The organism is Pantoea sp. CFCC18179, from assembly GCF_059412405.1.
Window position 1 is genome coordinate 348,934 of sequence record NZ_JBNBPM010000004.1, and the last position, 17,826, is coordinate 366,759.

Sequence of the window (17,826 nt, forward strand, 5' to 3'; positions counted from 1 at the left end):
TATGGTGACCCCGGCGGGCGCCGCTCAACAATTAATGCTTTGGCGTTTCCAACGCTTCCAGCAGCTCGGGGAAGAAATCCTCCAGCAGCTCTGGCGTCATCAGTTCGGGGAAATTGATTAAATGCTCGCGAATACGCTCATTCACATCCGGCAGCAGGCGCTGGGCAGCATCGGCGGCGCTGATTTTTTTCTGCTTCATTAAGCGCAACACATCATCGGGCAGATTGTCTTCGTCTTCGACTTCATCCACACCTTCCAGATCGTCGAGTTCATCCAGCAGATCCATCAGCGCTTCAATCTGTGGCGTGCGTGATTGGTATTCAGAAGGACTTTCGTTTTCCAGATAACGCAGCAGCGCGCGCACCGGCGAACCGTCCGGCTCGGCAGGCGGTTCGTTGGCAAACCAGGTCAGGAGATCGTGCTGCGTCACCTGATGGACGTGATAACCGTTATCCACTAACTCGTCGGCGAGGATATCGGCGGTATCGTGCTCAATCAGGCAAATGTGGGTGCGATTAGGCGTGAACTGCTCCAGCCACTGATAAATCTCTTCAATTACGCTGTCATCGTAAATGAAGGTTTGGCTGAGATAGCTATCATCTTGCTGGTGAACGCAGATATGAATCTGGTCGGGATCGAAGTAAATCGCAATGTTGATGCCTTTCATGTGCGCTGTCCTGTGTGGTGCAAAATCTCACTATAGCCTCAGGCAGCGCAGATGAACATGGTGCCGCCAGCAGCATCGGCTACTGGCGGTAAAAATTAACGCAAATCAGCACGATCCAGACCGTAAGCGCTGTCCAACGCGCCCGGATTCATCTGCGACAGCACCATCAGGCGGTTCCACGTATTAATCACGGCGATGCAGAACGTCAGTTCGCTGGTCTCGACCTCGGAAAAGTGCTCACGTACCTCGTTGTACAACACGTCATCAATGCCGTGATCGCCCAGACGCGTCAGGGCTTCGGTCAACGCCAGCGCCGCTTTCTCTTTGGCGGTAAACAGTGGCGATTCGCGCCAGATCGCCACGTGATGTAAACGCAGTTCGCGCTCGCCGTGAATTTTGGCCTCTTTGACGTGCATATCCACGCAGAACGCGCACTGGTTCAGCTGTGAAGCACGCAGATCCACCAGATGTTTGATGGTGGCATCGAGTGAACATTTCCCCAGCGCCGCCGTGGCGTCGCCGATGGTTTTTACCAGCGTAGGAATGTTTTTAAAATGGTTAACACGTGCGGTCATGATGTTGTCCTCGTTCAGAATAATTGGTCGATGATTTGTAAAGCGTTTGGGAGAGCAGAGGCGCGGCTGACGGGATCGTGTGTGCCATCAACGCGGATAAATTCCACATCGGTGATGCCGATGTATTCCAGCGCCACGCGGATGTAAGGCGTGAATTGGTCATCCTGCACAAATGGGCCGTGAGCAAATACGCTGCCGCTGGCCACCACGCTGTAGACTTTTTTGCCGTTCACCAGGCCGACTTTGCAGCCATCCGGCGTGAAGGCGAAGGTGCGTCCGGCGCGGGTGATGTGGTCGAACCAAGCTTTCAACACCGAAGGCAAACCGAGGTTCCACATCGGCGATGAGATAACCAGCGTGTCGCAGGCAAACAGCTGATCCACCAGTTGTTCTGAGGTCTGAATGGCGGCACGTTGCGCATCAGTGCGCTCCTCTGGACGGGTGAAAAACGCGCCAATGGTGAAGGCATCAAGATGTGGCAGCGGATGTTGCGCCAGATCCAGCACCGTCTCCTCAAGATCGGCATGCTGAGCACGCAGTTTTTCTACTAAACGCGCCGACGCGATGCGCGACGCCGAACCGGCTAAATCCGGGCTGACTTGAATGTGCAGCAGTTTCATTACTCTCTACCCTCAAACCGCATTGAATCATGAATGCGTGCATCTTAAACTTCTATGTCTGAGTGAAAAGGGCCAAAAACCGTGAAAATAGATAGGACATAGCGTGGGATACAAAGAGATTTATGCGCTGTATCGCGAGCACATTGTTACTGGCCGCTTGAAGCCGGGCGATCGCGTGCCCGCGATTCGTGCGTTGGCGAGTGAGTTGCAGGTGGCGCGTAAAACGGTGGAAACGGCCTATGAAATCCTGATCGGTGAAGGTTATTTCGTCAGCCAGGGTGCGAAGGGCACGCGGGTCAATCCCGATTTGGTATTGGCGTCGGCCGCTGAACCCGAAATGACAATCGCGCCAACTTCCAGCGATCACAGCTTGCGTGAAACCAAAGGCGAACTGCGGTTGGGGGTTCCTGCGCTGGATGAGTTCCCGCATAAAAAATGGCTGCTGATCTCAGCAAAAGCAGCGCGCACTTTACGTCCCGATGAAATGGTATTGCCGCCGATCATGGGGCATCAACCGCTGCGCGAGGCCATCGCCAGCTATCTCAATATTTCGCGAGGACTGAACTGCCAGCCGGAACAGATCTTTATCACCAGCGGCTACCGCGCCAATCTGCGGCTGATTCTGGCGGTGCTAGCGCAGCCCAGCGACAAGGTGATGTTTGAAGATCCCGGCTACTTCTTTGGACAAAAACTGCTGAAGCGTATCGCACCCAATCTGCATTATGTGCCGGTCGATCGTCAGGGAATGGATGTCGATTACCTGCTGCGCTATCACCCTGATGCGCGCTTTGCGGTGGTTACGCCAACCCATCACAGCCCGCTAGCGGTGACCTTATCGCTGCCGCGCAAACATCAACTGCTGGAGTGGGCGCAGCAAAATAACAGCTGGATTATTGAGGATGATTACGATGGCGAGTTTCACTACACGCGCAAGGTGATTCCGGCGCTGAAAAGCCTCGATGTGCATGACAGAGTGATTTACACCGGCACTTTCAGCAAAACCATGATGCCAGCGATGCGCGTGGGCTATTTGGTGATGCCAAAAGAGACCATTGCGCGCTTTAGCGAACTCGGCGAGATCCTTGAAACCGGCATATCGCTGCTGCCGCAAAAAATTCTGGCGCAGTTCCTCAGCGAAGGGCACTTCTATCGGCACATCAAAAAGATGCGCATCCTCTATCAGCAACGCCGCCGCATGATGCTTGAAGCATTACAAGTGTGTTTCCCGGACGTATTCGAATTTGAGCTTACCGATGGCGGCATGCATATCGTGGCTTTTTTGCAGCGTGGCACGCAGGACAAAGAGTTGGCGGAGATTTGGCAACGACATCAGTTGCGGGTATTGCCACTTTCCGGCTGGTATATGCAGACGCAAAAACGTTATGGCTTAGTGATTGGCTACACCAATATTCGCTCGGTGGAGCAAGCCAGTGCACTACTTCAACGCACGGAGGCAGAGACGCGAGCATTGCTGCTTTAAAAAAGAAAAGGCGCGAGGGACAGCTCGCGCCTTGATACCGGCGCGTCCTTACATGCCGATATATTTTTTGCCCTGTTTCAGGACCACATCACAGGCTTTGGTTTTCAGCTTCTCACCCATTGGCGAGCTGCTCAGGCTTTGCAGATTCAGCTGCTGGCCGTTGCCGGTATTCAGCAAACCGGCCAAACCTTGCTGGTAATCGGTTTTCTGCGCTTGCGCGGTTGGACTGCTTAGACCGAGCTTGCTCAGCACCTGGTCTTTCACCGAACTCACGTTGTTATCCACCACGTTGTGCTGCACACAGTAGGACATCACGCCTGCGGCGTTGGTCATGCTATTCGAACTCACCGCTTTATCGCCGCCATTCAGCAAGCCCGTCAGTGATGACAGTGACAATCCGCCATTCTGCGTATTGGTGGTGTTTGTAGTGCTGTTGTTTTGCTGTGACAGCTGGGAGGCCGCGCTGCTCAGCTGATCCTGCCAGCTTGCCGCCGCTGCGCTGCCCGCTACCATGATTGCCGCGATGCCCAATCCCCAAATCTTGCCTTGTAATTTCATCTCAACCTCGTTGTCTTTTATGTTCTGACTGCGTCAGTTTTGGTTAAGAGAGGTTTGAATTAGGAAAGTTCCAGATAAATGGCGGGTTTAGGGAAGATTGGGACTGTTCTGGGTTTTATTGCAGGCTTAAAAATAGCCATATTGACGAATTAACAAGCATTTGCCCGCGGAGTGGCGTTTTTTTCAACGCTTAGCACACATCCTTCACGATTCCTGTTGCGCACTCGGCTCGTAACGGTATAATCCCCAACGTTTTCCGCATCCTCTTCAGTGCCGAAGTGGCGAAATCGGTAGACGCAGTTGATTCAAAATCAACCGTAGAGATACGTGCCGGTTCGAGTCCGGCCTTCGGCACCATCGATTGATGCAAAAAATTAAGTCGCTTACGAGCGGCTTTTTTTTTGCCAATTTTCTGGATCAATCCCGCCATTTCAGTGCACACGGCAGTTAGGAAACAATCTAACGACATCGTGTAACTTACTGTATTTTATATTTTTTTATCTGTATTTTGTTTTCCGCAGGCATTAACATTTGGATGGTCGCCACCTCTCAATTCAGGTAGCACGTTCAAAGGTAATAACGGATAACGAACTGTGGCAAAGTATCAGATTGATTCAATTCAACATTGGCCTGCTTTTGAATATGATGGCATGTCATATTCGCTTACACACTTGAATGCACATGAAATTACATTCAACGGGCAAAAGCACAGTTACACCTTCGTCGTTACCTATGGCCTGCACTGCTTTGCTAAGGCCGATACGCCTTACAACATCCCGCTGTCATACGAAGATGGTCGTGAAAAAATTAATATTTGTATGGAGCGTTATGAAGCATCCAAACAGATTCCACAGATCTTAGCCAGCTTACCCGGAATGCCTCTGTTTCAAACTTCAGCTGAGAAGTTTTTCACATTCAACATGATGAATAGTACAACGGGATTAGTTGAGCCTTACAAAATTTGCATCGCATTTTACAAAGAGAAGCGTTTACTGCGAATGCACATCCTTTCTGCTTTCTTCGCCAGGAGCGGGCCGGGATCGTCAGGGATTCCGGTTGCCAATAAATCGTTGAGTGTGTTCAAAGTAGCTATGGAAGTTGCCAAGAGTCCGCGTAATGGTGGTGGGCCGAAGGAAGCGAATAACAGATTTAAAAAATGATTTTTCAAAGAGGCTTACTCATTCGGCGAGACTTGGGCTTAAAACAGAAAAGGAAATTTTGCGGGGGCTAAAAGTAGCGACCCCCTTGCGGGGGTCTCAGCCGCTTTGCAGCGGGTCAGGACACTTTACCGTCATGGACGAACCTGTAATCAGGAAGTGGGATGCGATTTCGTTGCCAAAATCCCTGTAACCATCCGAGCCAACAATGCTACGCGGTTAATTTAGAGTTTGCAATTAGTGCTTGCAAACGGATTAACGGTTCAAATCTGATCCACATCAATCCACGCGGCATTTCCCCATTAACCAAGACCTCGCCTTTAAGATCCTGTTAAGAACTCTTCGTATAATAGCGCCCAACGATTTCAACCAAGAGTTCATCATGAAAAACACCCTGATTACCCTGTCGATTCTTTTCTCGGCGTTAACCATCACTTCCGTACAAGCGGCAACCGGATGCGAAGCTAAGAAGCAAGATATTCAACAACAGCTGGCGATGGCGCGTGAACATGGCAATGCGGAACGTGTTGCGGGTCTGGAAAAAGCGCTGCGTGAAACCAACGAACACTGCACCGAAAGCAGTTTGCTGAAACAGCGCCAGGAAAAAGTGGCCGAGAAGCAGTTGAAAGTGCAGGAGCGCGAGCAGGATCTAGCCAAGGCGCAAGCAGAAGGTAGCCGTAAAAAGATTGAAAAACAGCAGCGTAAACTGGCTGAAGCGCGTGAAGAGCTAAAAGAAGCGCAGGATGCGTTAGCGCAGTAACACCAGCGATGCAGCAAAGAAAAACCGCGGTCAATGCCGCGGTTTTTGTTATTTGCGTATCCGATATTCCACCGTGACTTGATTACTCAATAGCGTTAGCGGCGGCGATAAATTACCGCGCACCGATGAGTAATATTCAAAGCGCAGCGGTCCGGCAGCGGGGAAACTCACCGGCAGCGCCATTTCACCGCTCAATCCCGATAGCGGCAGGCAGCGATTGCCACCGCACACTTTAATCATAAAACCCATTGGCGTTGGGCCATCTGGCGTGATCTTCCACGATAACTGTTTGGCAATGGCGCTCGCCGGTGGCGGCGATGCTGGCTGCACCGGCTGGCTTTTAACGATCTGCTGGCCGCGCGTCATCATGCCGCCAAAGCTCTGGCTGCTCCATGAACCGTCGCTAGCCAACGCCAGTGGCGAAGCTAAAAAAGCTAACAGCATCCAGCCACGCTTCATGCTTTGCCACCAATCACCCACGTCATGCGCACGTTGCGCTGGGTGTTGATTTCCTGACTGGAAAGCACCGCCATTTGCGGGAAGATGCGGCGCAAATAGCGTGACAGCATCAGGCGCAGCGATGGATTGACCAGCAGCACCGGCGGCGCACCCAATCCTTCCTGATGCATCAAGGCTTGTTCGGTCTGTTTCATCAGATTCTCGGCAATGCCAGGTTCGATGGCGCTACCGCTCTGCGTTGCTTGCACCAGCAATTGCTCCAGCGACAGATCCAGACCAATCACCTGCACGTCCTCTTCACCCGGGAACCACTGTTGCGTGATGGCGCGTGACAAGCGCGCACGCACGCGTGCCGTCAGTTCATCGGCATCACTGTTGCTGGTGGCAAATTCCGCCAGCGTATCAATGATGGTGCGCATATCGCGGATTGGCACACGTTCTGACAACAGATTTTGCAGCACTTTATGCAGCGTGGTCAGGCTGATCACCGCAGGGATCAGGTCTTCAACCAGCTTCGGCGCATGCTTGGTGAGCTGATCCAGCAATTGTTGCGCTTCCTGACGGCCAAACAGTTCTTCGGTATGTGTTGAGATCAAATGATTCAGATGCGTTGCTACCACCGAACTCGGATCGACCACCGTGTAACCGAGTGTTTGCGCCAGTTCGCGATGCACTTCATCAATCCACAACGCAGGCAGACCAAAGGTCGGCTCAGTACACACCGTGCCCGGTACATCGCCTTCCGCGCAGCCAGGATTGATCGCCATCCAGCGATCCGGTTGGATCTCGCCGTGACCAATCTCCACGCCTTTCAGCAAGATGCGATAGCGCGTTGGCGGCAGATCCAGGTTGTCGCGGATATGCACCGCTGGCGGCAGGAAGCCCATCTGCTGCGCGAATTTTTTACGAATACCGCGCACACGTGTTAGCAACTGACCGTTCTGCTCCTGATCAACCATTGGGATGAGGCGATAGCCCACTTCGAGGCCAAGCTCATCTTCCATCTGCACATCAGACCAGGTGGCTTCATTAACCTGCGCGGTTTCCGCTTCTGGCAGCGAGATATCGCTGGTGTTGGAACCTTTGGCTTTATTCTCCGCTTCACGGCCGCGCATCCACCAAGCCACGCCCAGCAGCACCGCAGTGAACAGCAGGAAGACAAAGTTCGGCATACCTGGAATCATGCCCAGCAGGCCGATCACCGCAGCCGCCAGCATCAGCACGCGTGGTGAGCTAAACAGCTGACCAATCATCTGCTCGCCGACATCCTGATCGTTAACCACGCGGGTCACAACCACGCCCGCGGCGGTAGAGATCACCAGGCCAGGAATCTGCGCCACCAGACCATCACCGATGGTCAGCAAGGTGTAAGTTTCACCTGCCATACCCACCGACATATCGTGCTGCATCACGCCAATAATCAAACCGCCAATCACGTTGATCGCCATGATCATCAGGCCAGCGATCGCATCACCGCGCACAAATTTACTGGCACCGTCCATTGAGCCGTAGAAATCGGCTTCCTGCGTCACCTCTTTACGACGGCGTTTGGCTTCTTCTTCACCAATCAAACCGGCGTTGAGATCAGCATCGATCGCCATCTGTTTGCCGGGCATGCCATCAAGGGTGAAACGCGCTCCGACTTCAGCAATACGTCCCGCCCCTTTGGTGATGACCATAAAGTTGATGATAATCAGGATGATGAAGACGATGATGCCGATGGCAAAATTGCCGCCGACCAGGAAGTGGCCGAAAGCTTCAACCACCTGGCCCGCAGCGGCAGAACCGGTGTGGCCGTGCATAAGAATCACACGGGTGGATGCGACGTTCAGTGCCAGACGTAATAGCGTCGAAAACAGCAACACCGTCGGGAACGCCGAGAACTCCAGCGTCTTCTGGGTGAACATCGCCACCAACAGAATCATGATCGACAGGACAATGTTGAAGGTAAAAAACAGATCCAGTACGAAGGTGGGCAATGGCAAGATCATCATCGCAAGGATGGTCATGATCAGTACTGGACCTGCCAGCACTTGCCATTGGGTCTCCTTCAGACCGGGTAAACGTAGTTTTGTGGCGATATTAGCCATCACTCTCACTCTCTTGTGCAAAGTCCAGCGCCGCCGGAACCGGCAGATCTTTTGGTTGCTGCGGGCGAATGCCATAGCCTTTACGCCAGCGGCGCAGGCCATAAACCCAGGCTAAAACTTCAGCTACGGCGTTATACAGTTCAGTGGGTACTGGCGCGCCAGGTTCGCAATGGCGGTACAACGCACGCGCCAGCGGCGGGGCTTCCAGCATCGGAATACGGCTCTCTTCAGCCAGTTCACGGATGCGCAGGGCGATCAGCCCGCTGCCTTTAGCAACCACGACTGGCGCGCCCATGCTGCCTTCCTGATATTTCAACGCCACCGAATAGTGCGTCGGGTTGTTCACCACTACGTCGGCGGTCGGTACATCGGTCATCATGCGTTGCTGCGCCATTTGGCGCTGAATTTGGCGAACGCGACCTTTAAGTTGTGGATCACCTTCCTGCTTCTTGAACTCGTCCTTCACTTCCTGACGCGTCATGCGCAGCTTTTTCCAGTTGCTCCACAACTGATAAATCACATCAAACGCCACCATCGGGATCAGCGATAGAATGATGACCAGCATGCAACCAATCAGGATGCTGCTGATATCACTTAACGCCATGCCCAGCGGTTCAAACATCAACCCGATAAACTTGCTCTTGTTGTGCAGCAGAAACAGGCCTCCGCCGATACCCGCCAGTGACACTTTGAGAATGGCTTTCACCATTTCTGACAGCATCTGTGCAGAGAACAGACGTTTGATGCCGCTTATCGGGTTGAGCTTTTTCAGGTTGAGCTTGATTGCCTTGCCGCTCAAATTCAGGCCACCAATGATCAAAGGTGCGCTGACTGCGGTGATATACAAACCGCCGACCAGCGGCAATAGCGCCAGAAAAGCGATACCGAGTAACGCTCCAGCTTGATCCAGCATATGTTGGGGGTCGCGTACCAACAGGCGATCAAAGGTCAGGCCGTTGTGCAGCAGATGCATCAATTTCCCCACCAGAAAATCACCCCCCGCCAGCATCAAGCTACAGCCAACCAGCAACATCGCGAGGGTGGTGAGCTCACGCGATCGCGGAACCTGCCCATCTTCCCGCGCTTTCTGTTTTCGCTGGGGTGTGGGGTCTTCCGTTTTTTCGTTATCACTCTCTTCAGACATGGCGTTCGCCTGGCCTCATCAGAAGCCGAGGGACTCCAGCAGGTCATCAACCTGTTCCTGAGAAGCCGCAATACCTTCCGCTGTAGCGTTGATTTGTGGGCCGTTTTTCAGCTGATCTTCACCTTCGATGGCACGCGCTTCACGCTCACCCATGTTTTCCACCAGCACGCTAATCAACTCAGTTTCTACTTTAGATATCACCACCATCAGGCTTTGCAGCACCTGGCCAGTGAGATCCTGGAAATCTTGCGCCATCATGATTTCAGTCAGCTGGCGATTGGTTTGCTGGGTCATCTCTGGCACCTGATGCAGAAACGCGCGCGTCTCTTTCACCAGTTCACGGGCATCTTCCAGCGGCTGGGGATTGGCAAACCAGGCATCCCAGCGTTCACTGAGTGCGTCAGCACCTTCGCTCATGGCATCCTGCAAGGGGCGCGCCACTTCCACGCTGGTTAATGCGCGATCGGCGGCCTGCGAGGTTTTACCCACTACATAGTTGAGGCGATCGCGGGTGTTAGGAAAGGCATCCGCCACTTCCATAATTGCCTGCTCAAGGCCGAGGTTAGCCATGCTGTCACGCAGCAAACGCGTCAGCTGACCGATACGCAGAAACAGATCTTTGGGATCATCTGCCTGCAAATTTAATTCTGGATCCATGGCTATCACCCAAGTTTTTCAAAGATTTTGCCGAGCTTCTCTTCCAACGTGGCGGCAGTGAAGGGTTTAACGATGTAACCATTGGCACCCGCTTGTGCAGCAGCAATGATGTTTTCGCGTTTGGCTTCGGCGGTCACCATCAGCACCGGCAGCTTGGCCATGGCACTGTCGGCACGAATGGTTTTCAGCAGTTCCAGGCCGTCGATGTTCGGCATATTCCAGTCGCTGACCACAAAATCGAACACGTCAGCGCGCAGTTTGTTCAGGGCGTCCTGACCATCTTCAGCTTCTTCTATGTTCTTGTAGCCCAGGTCTTGCAGTAGGTTACGGACAATGCGTCGCATGGTGGCAAAGTCATCCACCACCAGGAAACGCAAGTTTTTATCTGACATTTGAGGTGTCTCCTGAACGTTGTTAATCGATTAATGATGTAATTTGGTACCGCTAAAACTGTCCAGCAGGCGCTGGCTGATGTGATCGAGATCGAGCACATCACAGGCAGCACCGAGTGCAATCGCTTCTCGCGGCATGCCGAACACCACGCAGCTGGCTTCACTTTGTGCCAGCGTATAAGCGCCGGCTTGGCGTAGCGCCAGCAATCCACGCGCACCATCGCTGCCCATGCCGGTGAGAATCGCGGCGCTGGCATTTTTCCCCGCCTGCTGCGCCACCGAATCAAACAGCACGTCCACAGAAGGGCGATGGCGGTTGACCGGTTCAGCACTGCTGAGTTGAACTTCATAGCCCTTAGCACGGCGGACCACGCTCATGTGCAGATCACCCGGTGCAATCAAGGCATTACCTGCTAAAACCAGTTCGCCATCTCGCGCTTCACGCACCGAAATCTGACACAACGAATCCATGCGCTGAGCAAAGGAGCGGGTAAAGCCCGCTGGCATATGTTGGGCGATGACAATACCAGGGCAGTTGGTTGGCATGGGTTCCAGCATGCGGCGCAGCGCTTCGGTGCCGCCGGTCGATGAGCCAATCGCAATCAGGTTGGATTGATCGACTTTGAGCTTGCTCACCATCGGCTTCATCGTAGTGTTAACGCCGTGACGATGTAATTTTGCTTTGGCAGCAATGCGGATTTTTTCGGCCAATTGCTCGGCCCACAGCTGCATCCCACTCGCGACCTGGTTGCCGGGTTTGGGTAAGAAATCGACCGCACCGTGCTCCAATGCGGCTAACGTCGTGCTGGAGCCGCGTTGGGTCAGCGATGAAATCATGATCACTGGCATTGGGCGCAGGCGCATCAGGCGCGAAAGAAACTCCAATCCATCCATGCGCGGCATATCAATATCCAGCGTCAGCACATCCGGATTGAGCTTTTTAATCAATTCACGCGCAATCAGTGGATCCGGTGCGGTGGCTACCATCTCCATGTCCGGCTGCTGATTAACCACTGCGCTGAGCAGATTGCGTATCAACGCCGAGTCATCTACCGCCAGAACGCGTATCGGATTCATCGCAAGTTCTCCGTCAGTTCATAAACCGATTGCCCACGTAGGCGCAGCGGCAGGTTAGGGGAAGTGAAATGCTCCGAATGCCCAACAAATAGCAGGCCACCGGGTTTCAGCAGGCGAGCAAAGCGCTGCAACAGCTTCAACTGCGTTGCGTTATCGAAATAAATCATCACGTTGCGGCAAAAAATGGCATCAAAGGGTTCAGGTACCGGCCAGCGTGCATCCAGCAAATTAAGTTGCTGATAATGGATGCTGTTGAGCAGTTCCCGTTTCACTTTGACCAGATTGCTGTTTTCACCTGAGCCGCGTAAGAAGTAATTACGCTTTTGCATCAGCGTTAACGCGGTGAGATCGTTCAGGCGATACACGCCGGTTTCCGCTTTGCTCAGGACATCGGTATCAATATCTGACGCCCAGATGCGCGGGCCTGCTACCGTCGCGCCCAGAACTTCATCCAGCGTGATAGCAATCGAGCAGGGTTCTTCACCAGTAGATGCCGCAGTGCACCAGACGCGATAACTATCAACCTGTTGCCGCGCCTGACGCGCATGTTCCGCCAGAATCGGGAAATGGTACGATTCGCGGAAAAAAGAGGTCAGGTTGGTGGTCAGTGCGTTGATAAACGTCTGCCATTCTGGATGCTCCGGATGCGACTCTAAAATCGTGGCGTATTCGCTAAAACTACTGAGAGCCAGTTCGCGCACCCGCCGTGAAAGACGATTGAAAATCATCTCTCGTTTCTGTGCGTTAACCACAATTCCTGCACGTCGGTAAATCAATTTCCCGAAACGCTCTAATTCGTTATCCGAAAGGATTAACGTATTCTTAAATAAGCGCGCAGAAGTGAAGTTAATTTCGCTCATAGAATGAAATCAGGCCTTATACCGGGGTGTTCATTATTTCTTGATAAGCACTGATCATTTTATTACGCGCTTGCATGCCGAAACTGAATGAAATAGAGGACTTCTGCATCGCGAGCATCACATCATTCAAGCCAATATCGCTGCTGCCAGACATCCACTGCTGTGTCATGTTTTTAGCATCAAGCTGAGTTTTATTTATTTCGCTGATACTGTTAAATAACGCATCGGAGAACGAGGGTGCATTTTCCTGTGCGCCGGATTTGATACGATGCTGTCCAGAGACTTGCTGTGCCTGGGTTTGGATCTGATCGAGTACGCCGCGCATTAATGTAGCTGACATTATTCATTTCCTGGATTATCAAAGAAAAACGCGCAATTGGATTGCACATCTTTTAAACGCCGACAGCTTAACATGCGGGTAAATAAGCGAGAAAATCCGATAAGCGAACAGAAGTTCGGGCTTATTTATGCTTAAAAATTGTCGCATTCAGCAGATAATGGCCGCCTGAAAATTCCACTTGAATTTGCTTCGTAGATATCAGTTGGCGCAATTGCGTTGGCTGACGCGCATTATCGGTGCGTGTTATTTCTTACAGGATAACGGCATGAGTGCCACATTAAATGGTCTAAATAACAATCCGACAGAGCGAATTAAATCCGCGATGTCATCACTTCGTTCGAGTCCAAAGATAATATTGGCATTCGTCGCTGCGGCGGCATTGTCGGTGATTATCGCACTGATGTTCTGGGCTAAAGAGCCGGGCTATCGCGTGCTGTTCAGCAACATCAGCGATGAAGATGGCGGCGCGATTGTGGCGCAACTGACGCAGCTAAATGTGCCGTACCGCATCGAAACGCCAGGCGGCATCATTATGGTGCCAGAAGCGCAGGTACATGAAGCAAGGATGAAGCTGGCGCAACAAGGTTTGCCGAAAGGGGGATCCGTCGGCTTTGAACTGCTGGACAAGGAAAAGTTTGGCATCAGTCAGTTCAGTGAGCAGATCAATTACCAGCGTGCGCTGGAAGGTGAGCTGTCGCGCACCATCGAAAATCTGGGGCCGATCCAGACCGCTCGCGTGCATTTGGCAGTGCCGAAACCGTCGATGTTTGTACGCGATCAGAAGCAGCCAACCGCTTCGGTGACGGTGAACCTGATTCAGGGCCGCACGCTGGATGAAGGCCAGGTGGTGGCGATCACTCATCTGATTTCCAGCGCTGTTACCGGCTTGTCAGCCGAAAATGTCACCATTGTCGATCAGCGCGGTAACTTGCTGACACAAGGCGGCGCGCGTGGTCTGCAAACCTCGCAGCTCAAATACACCAACGAGATTGAAAGCGACTATCAGCAGCGCATTCAGCGCATTTTGGCGCCGTTGGTGGGTGACAGCAATGTTCGTGCTCAGGTGACAGCGCAAGTCGATTTCACTCAGCAAGAGCAGACACAAGAGCAGTACCAGCCGAATTCCGATCCACAAAAAATGGCGATTCGTAGCCGTCAGGCCAGCTCAGCGGAGCAGGGCAATTCACGCGGGGCCAGCGGCGTTCCGGGCGCGTTGACCAACCAGCCTCCAACGCCAGCTACGGCGCCGATTACGCAGCCACTGCAAAAGCCAGGTGAGGCCAATGCTAAAACCAGCGGCACCGGTAGCACGGCGGCGCGTGACAGCGGCCAGCCGTTTAACAATCGCAGCGACGAAACCACCAACTTTGAAGTCGATCGCACGCTGACGCACACCAAATCCAACATGGGACGTATTGAGCGCCTGTCGGTGGCGGTGGTGATTAACCATTTGCCACAAGGTGAAGAGGGCACACCTGGCCCGATGAACGACGCCGAGCTGGCGCGCATCAATACCTTAGTGAAAGAAGCGATTGGTTATAGCGACCGCCGTGGGGACAGTGTCAACATCCTCAACTCACCGTTTAACGGTGTGATTGAAGAACCGCTTCCTCCTTTCTGGGAGCAAGAGAAATTCCATGCGTTGTTGATGTCGATTGCCCGTTATCTGGTGATTGCGATTATCGCTTGGGTGATGTGGCGCAAGCTGGTGCAGCCCGCGTGGCAGAAACATATCGAGGCCAATCTGCGCAAGCTGGAAATGGAAAAAGAAGCACGAGAGGAAGTGCTGGCAGAGAGAAAACGTGCTGCCGAGAAGAATGCCCTTTCCCGTGCGCAATTGCGTGAGGATAGCGATCTTAACGCCTTGCAGTTGCGTGAACTCGCTGAGAAGGAACCACGCGTTATTGCCCTGGTAATCCGTCAATGGATGAATAAGGAGCTCAAATCATGAATGCCTCTGAAAAAAGCGCCATCGTTATGTTGACGTTGGGCGATGAATTGGCCGCTGAAGTGTACAAGCATTTGAATGCCCATGAGGTGAAGCAGATCAGTAGCTCCATGGTCAACATGGCAGGCTTTACCCATGAACAAATGGCCAATGTTTTACAGGAGTTTAGAACCGACTCTACTGAATACGCCGCGCTGAGCCTGAATACCAATGAGTATCTGCGTAGCGTGCTGGTCAAAGCGCTGGGCGAAGAACGCGCCTCGTCGTTGCTGGAAGACTTGCTGGATAGCCATCAAGGCAACAACGGGATTGAGACGCTCAACTTTATGGATCCACAGGCAGTATTTGATCTGATCCGTGAAGAGCATCCGCAGATCATCGCCACCATTCTGGTGCATCTGAAACGTAACCAGGCGGCCGATGTGCTGGGCAGATTTGAAGATCGTGAGCGTAACGACATCATGCTGCGTATCGCCACCTTTGGCGGTGTCCAGCCAGCAGCATTGCAAGAGTTGACCGAAGTGCTGAATAACCTGCTGCACGGTCAGAATCTCAAGCGCAGCAAAATGGGCGGCGTCCGTCCTGCGGCCGAGATCCTTAACCTGATGAAATCGCAGCAGGAAGAGTCGGCAATTGATGCCGTGCGTGAATTCGACGGCGAACTGGCACAGAAAATCATTGATGAGATGTTCCTGTTCGAGAACCTGATCGAAGTCGAGGATCGCAGTATCCAGCGCCTGTTGCAGGAAGTGGAAACCGAGACGCTGATCGTGGCACTGAAAGGCGCCAACGAAGAGTTGCGTCAGAAGTTCTTCTTCAATATGTCTCGTCGTCAGGCGGATCTGATGGCCGAAGATTTGGCATCGCGTGGTCCGGTACGCTTGTCACAAGTGGAAGCCGAGCAGAAAACTATCCTCAACATCGTGCGTCGTTTAGCGGAAGCAGGCGAGATGATCATCGGAGGCAGCGACGATGCCTACGTCTGATAAATCCAGCGCACCACAATGGCAGAGCTGGCAGCCGGATAACTTGCTGCTCAGTGAAGCGGTGGAAGCGCCGCTACCCAGTCTCGATAGCGCGCAATCTGATGAACAGCTAAAAGCTGAACTGGCACGTTTACGTAAGCAGGCAGAGCAGCAAGGTTTCAATCAAGGACTGACGCGCGGTGAAGAAGAAGGCCGCAAACAGGGTTTTGAGGCGGGTGTACGTGAAGGACGCGAAGCCGGCTTAGCCAAAGGCATGCAGGATGCTCAGGCGCAGCAACAAGCACTGTTACGCCAGGCGGAGCAATGGATCAGCAACTTTAAATTGGCGGTCGAGAACCTCGACAGTCTGATCCCAGGCCGTTTGGTGCAACTGTCGCTGACCGCCGTCCAGCAGCTGTATGGCAACATCAGCATGGCTGACAACAGCGTGCTGGTGAAACAGATTCGTAGCCTGATGAAACAGGATGCGCTGCTGCACGGCACCATTCAGCTTTATGTTCATCCTGACGACCGTGCACAACTGGCGCAGGCGTTAGGTGACACCCTGGCGCAGGTCGGTTGGGCGTTGCACAGTGATGCGCAGCTGGCGCCGGGCGGCTGCCGCGTAGTGTCGCCGGATGTCGAGTTTGATGCCAGCATGGAAACCCGCTGGCAGGCGCTGTGCCAGCTAGCACGCGAGGAGCTGTCGCAATGAGCCAGCAGTTAAAGAGCTGGTTGCAGGCGCTGGATCGGGTTGAAGAGAAACTCAGCGAAATGCCGGCGTTTCGTCAGTACGGCAAATTAACACGCGCTACCGGCTTAGTGATGGAAGCGGTGGGGTTGAAATTGCCGATCGGCTCGTTATGCATTGTTGAACGTCAGACTGGCAAAGGCATCGCGCAAGTCGAGAGTGAGGTGGTGGGATTCAACGGCCATACGCTCTATCTGATGCCGTTGGAAAATGTCGATGGCATTCTGCCTGGCGCGCGTGTTTACGCGCCAGATGGTGATTGCAGCGAGGGCAAGCAGTTGCCGGTTGGGCCGCATTTGCTGGGCCGCGTACTGGATGCACAGGGCCGTCCGCTGGATGGACGCGCACCGCCGGGCAAACCGGCGGCTGGCCTGTTTACCCCGACCTTAAATCCGTTGCATCGCGATCCCATCAAAAACGTGCTGGATGTCGGCGTGCGCGCCATCAACGGCTTGTTGACCGTTGGACGTGGGCAACGTATGGGGCTGTTTGCCGGTTCCGGTGTGGGTAAAAGCGTGCTGCTCGGCATGATGGCGCGCTTCACTACCGCTGATGTGATTGTGGTGGGTTTGATTGGTGAGCGTGGCCGTGAAGTCAAAGATTTCATCGAAAACATTCTTGGCGAAGCTGGGCGCGAACGTGCGGTGGTGATTGCCGCACCCGCTGATGTTTCACCGATTCTGCGCATGCAGGGCGCGGTGTACGCCACGCGCATTGCCGAAGACTTCCGCGATCGTGGTCTCAACGTCTTACTGATCATGGATTCACTGACGCGTTATGCGATGGCGCAACGTGAAGTGGCGCTGGCGATTGGCGAACCACCGGCCACCAAAGGCTATCCACCTTCAGTATTTGCCCGCTTACCCGCGCTGGTGGAGCGCACCGGTAACGGCATGCCCGGCGGCGGATCGATTACCGCATTTTACACCGTGCTGACCGAAGGCGACGATCAACAAGATCCCATCGCGGATTCCGCCCGTGCGATCCTCGATGGTCACATCGTTTTATCACGCCGTTTGGCCGAATCTGGCCACTATCCGGCGATTGATATCGAAGCCTCGATCAGCCGCGCGATGACCGAACTGATCCCGCATGCCCAGTACCGCAAGGTGCAACGCTTCAAGCAGATGCTGTCAGCTTATCAGCGTAACCGCGATTTGATTAGCGTGGGTGCCTACGTGAAAGGCAGCGATCCGTTACTCGATCAGGCGATTAATCACTTTCCGGCGCTGGAAGGGTTTCTGCATCAGGCGATCCATGAATCAGCGCCGTACGACGCGGCAATTGCCGGATTATCTCAGCTGTTCCCGGACATAACGGAATAAG

General features: G+C 53.4%; 19 protein-coding genes and 1 tRNA gene. 8 read left to right on the top strand and 12 right to left on the bottom strand.

Annotated elements, in window-relative coordinates; translation table 11 throughout:
- Nucleotides 1-31: 31 nt before the first annotated feature.
- The 3 genes from ACPUC7_RS11130 to ACPUC7_RS11140 form a co-directional block, all read right to left on the bottom strand.
- Nucleotides 32-667, bottom strand: a complete 636-nt coding sequence (locus ACPUC7_RS11130) for a hypothetical protein (RefSeq protein ID WP_343552910.1) — start codon at nucleotides 665-667, stop codon at nucleotides 32-34.
- Between the two features lie 95 nt (nucleotides 668-762).
- Nucleotides 763-1,242, bottom strand: coding sequence for a carboxymuconolactone decarboxylase family protein (locus ACPUC7_RS11135; RefSeq protein ID WP_494922962.1), 480 nt, complete (start codon nucleotides 1,240-1,242; stop codon nucleotides 763-765).
- Nucleotides 1,243-1,256: 14 nt separating this feature from the next.
- A complete protein-coding gene (locus ACPUC7_RS11140) occupies nucleotides 1,257-1,862 on the bottom strand; it encodes an FMN-dependent NADH-azoreductase (RefSeq protein WP_494922963.1) in 606 nt (201 codons plus the stop codon).
- A 103-nt stretch (nucleotides 1,863-1,965) separates the two neighbouring features.
- On the opposite strand from ACPUC7_RS11140, the gene pdxR reads away from it, so the two are divergent.
- Complete coding sequence (gene pdxR / locus ACPUC7_RS11145) at nucleotides 1,966-3,342, top strand: MocR-like pyridoxine biosynthesis transcription factor PdxR (protein ID WP_494922964.1); 1,377 nt, start codon at nucleotides 1,966-1,968, stop codon at nucleotides 3,340-3,342.
- Between the two features lie 48 nt (nucleotides 3,343-3,390).
- Here the strand turns inward: pdxR and ACPUC7_RS11150 are convergent, their stop codons facing one another.
- Nucleotides 3,391-3,900, bottom strand: coding sequence for a YjjA family protein (locus ACPUC7_RS11150; protein ID WP_494922965.1), 510 nt, complete (start codon nucleotides 3,898-3,900; stop codon nucleotides 3,391-3,393).
- Nucleotides 3,901-4,172: 272 nt separating this feature from the next.
- On the opposite strand from ACPUC7_RS11150, the gene ACPUC7_RS11155 reads away from it, so the two are divergent.
- The 3 genes from ACPUC7_RS11155 (at nucleotide 4,173) to ACPUC7_RS11165 (ending at nucleotide 5,817) form a co-directional block, all read left to right on the top strand.
- Nucleotides 4,173-4,257: transfer RNA gene (locus tag ACPUC7_RS11155), tRNA-Leu, on the top strand.
- A gap of 236 nt (nucleotides 4,258-4,493) precedes the next feature.
- Nucleotides 4,494-5,060 carry a YjaZ family protein gene (locus ACPUC7_RS11160; RefSeq protein ID WP_494922966.1) on the top strand — a complete coding sequence of 189 codons (567 nt, stop codon included), beginning with the start codon at nucleotides 4,494-4,496 and terminating at the stop codon, nucleotides 5,058-5,060.
- Between the two features lie 379 nt (nucleotides 5,061-5,439).
- Complete coding sequence (locus tag ACPUC7_RS11165) at nucleotides 5,440-5,817, top strand: DUF1090 domain-containing protein (RefSeq protein ID WP_494922967.1); 378 nt, start codon at nucleotides 5,440-5,442, stop codon at nucleotides 5,815-5,817.
- Nucleotides 5,818-5,865: 48 nt separating this feature from the next.
- Here ACPUC7_RS11165 and ACPUC7_RS11170 read toward each other — a convergent pair whose 3' ends face one another.
- Genes ACPUC7_RS11170 through fliE form a run of 8 tightly spaced genes read right to left on the bottom strand, consistent with a single transcriptional unit; the run spans nucleotide 5,866 to nucleotide 12,836 of the window.
- Nucleotides 5,866-6,276 carry a flagellar protein FlhE gene (locus ACPUC7_RS11170; protein ID WP_494922968.1) on the bottom strand — a complete coding sequence of 137 codons (411 nt, stop codon included), beginning with the start codon at nucleotides 6,274-6,276 and terminating at the stop codon, nucleotides 5,866-5,868.
- Nucleotides 6,273-8,366 (bottom strand): flagellar biosynthesis protein FlhA, encoded by a 2,094-nt coding sequence (gene flhA, locus ACPUC7_RS11175; protein WP_494922969.1) that lies wholly within the window; start codon nucleotides 8,364-8,366, stop codon nucleotides 6,273-6,275. The genes ACPUC7_RS11170 and flhA overlap by 4 nt, the downstream gene beginning before the upstream one ends.
- Nucleotides 8,359-9,510, bottom strand: coding sequence for a flagellar biosynthesis protein FlhB (flhB, locus tag ACPUC7_RS11180; protein WP_494922970.1), 1,152 nt, complete (start codon nucleotides 9,508-9,510; stop codon nucleotides 8,359-8,361). The genes flhA and flhB overlap by 8 nt, the downstream gene beginning before the upstream one ends.
- Nucleotides 9,511-9,528: 18 nt before the next feature.
- Nucleotides 9,529-10,167, bottom strand: coding sequence for a protein phosphatase CheZ (cheZ, locus tag ACPUC7_RS11185; RefSeq protein WP_494922971.1), 639 nt, complete (start codon nucleotides 10,165-10,167; stop codon nucleotides 9,529-9,531).
- A gap of 5 nt (nucleotides 10,168-10,172) precedes the next feature.
- Nucleotides 10,173-10,559, bottom strand: coding sequence for a chemotaxis response regulator CheY (cheY, locus tag ACPUC7_RS11190; protein ID WP_343552924.1), 387 nt, complete (start codon nucleotides 10,557-10,559; stop codon nucleotides 10,173-10,175).
- Nucleotides 10,560-10,589: 30 nt separating this feature from the next.
- Nucleotides 10,590-11,636 (bottom strand): protein-glutamate methylesterase/protein-glutamine glutaminase, encoded by a 1,047-nt coding sequence (locus ACPUC7_RS11195; protein WP_494922972.1) that lies wholly within the window; start codon nucleotides 11,634-11,636, stop codon nucleotides 10,590-10,592.
- Entirely contained in the window at nucleotides 11,633-12,496 is an 864-nt protein-coding gene (locus tag ACPUC7_RS11200; protein ID WP_494922973.1) for a CheR family methyltransferase, read from the bottom strand. Before ACPUC7_RS11200 ends, ACPUC7_RS11195 begins: the two co-directional genes overlap by 4 nt.
- 16 nt (nucleotides 12,497-12,512) lie before the next feature.
- Nucleotides 12,513-12,836 carry a flagellar hook-basal body complex protein FliE gene (fliE, locus tag ACPUC7_RS11205; RefSeq protein ID WP_343552927.1) on the bottom strand — a complete coding sequence of 108 codons (324 nt, stop codon included), beginning with the start codon at nucleotides 12,834-12,836 and terminating at the stop codon, nucleotides 12,513-12,515.
- 265 nt (nucleotides 12,837-13,101) lie between these two features.
- On the opposite strand from fliE, the gene fliF reads away from it, so the two are divergent.
- From fliF to fliI, 4 genes are read left to right on the top strand one after another with little or no spacing between them, the layout of a single operon-like run.
- Nucleotides 13,102-14,787 carry a flagellar basal-body MS-ring/collar protein FliF gene (fliF, locus tag ACPUC7_RS11210; protein ID WP_494922974.1) on the top strand — a complete coding sequence of 562 codons (1,686 nt, stop codon included), beginning with the start codon at nucleotides 13,102-13,104 and terminating at the stop codon, nucleotides 14,785-14,787.
- Nucleotides 14,784-15,770 (top strand): flagellar motor switch protein FliG, encoded by a 987-nt coding sequence (fliG, locus tag ACPUC7_RS11215; RefSeq protein WP_343552929.1) that lies wholly within the window; start codon nucleotides 14,784-14,786, stop codon nucleotides 15,768-15,770. The genes fliF and fliG overlap by 4 nt, the downstream gene beginning before the upstream one ends.
- Nucleotides 15,757-16,464, top strand: coding sequence for a flagellar assembly protein FliH (locus tag ACPUC7_RS11220; protein ID WP_343552930.1), 708 nt, complete (start codon nucleotides 15,757-15,759; stop codon nucleotides 16,462-16,464). Before fliG ends, ACPUC7_RS11220 begins: the two co-directional genes overlap by 14 nt.
- Entirely contained in the window at nucleotides 16,461-17,825 is a 1,365-nt protein-coding gene (gene fliI, locus ACPUC7_RS11225) for a flagellar protein export ATPase FliI (protein WP_494922975.1), read from the top strand. The genes ACPUC7_RS11220 and fliI overlap by 4 nt, the downstream gene beginning before the upstream one ends.
- Nucleotide 17,826: the final 1 nt, after the last annotated feature.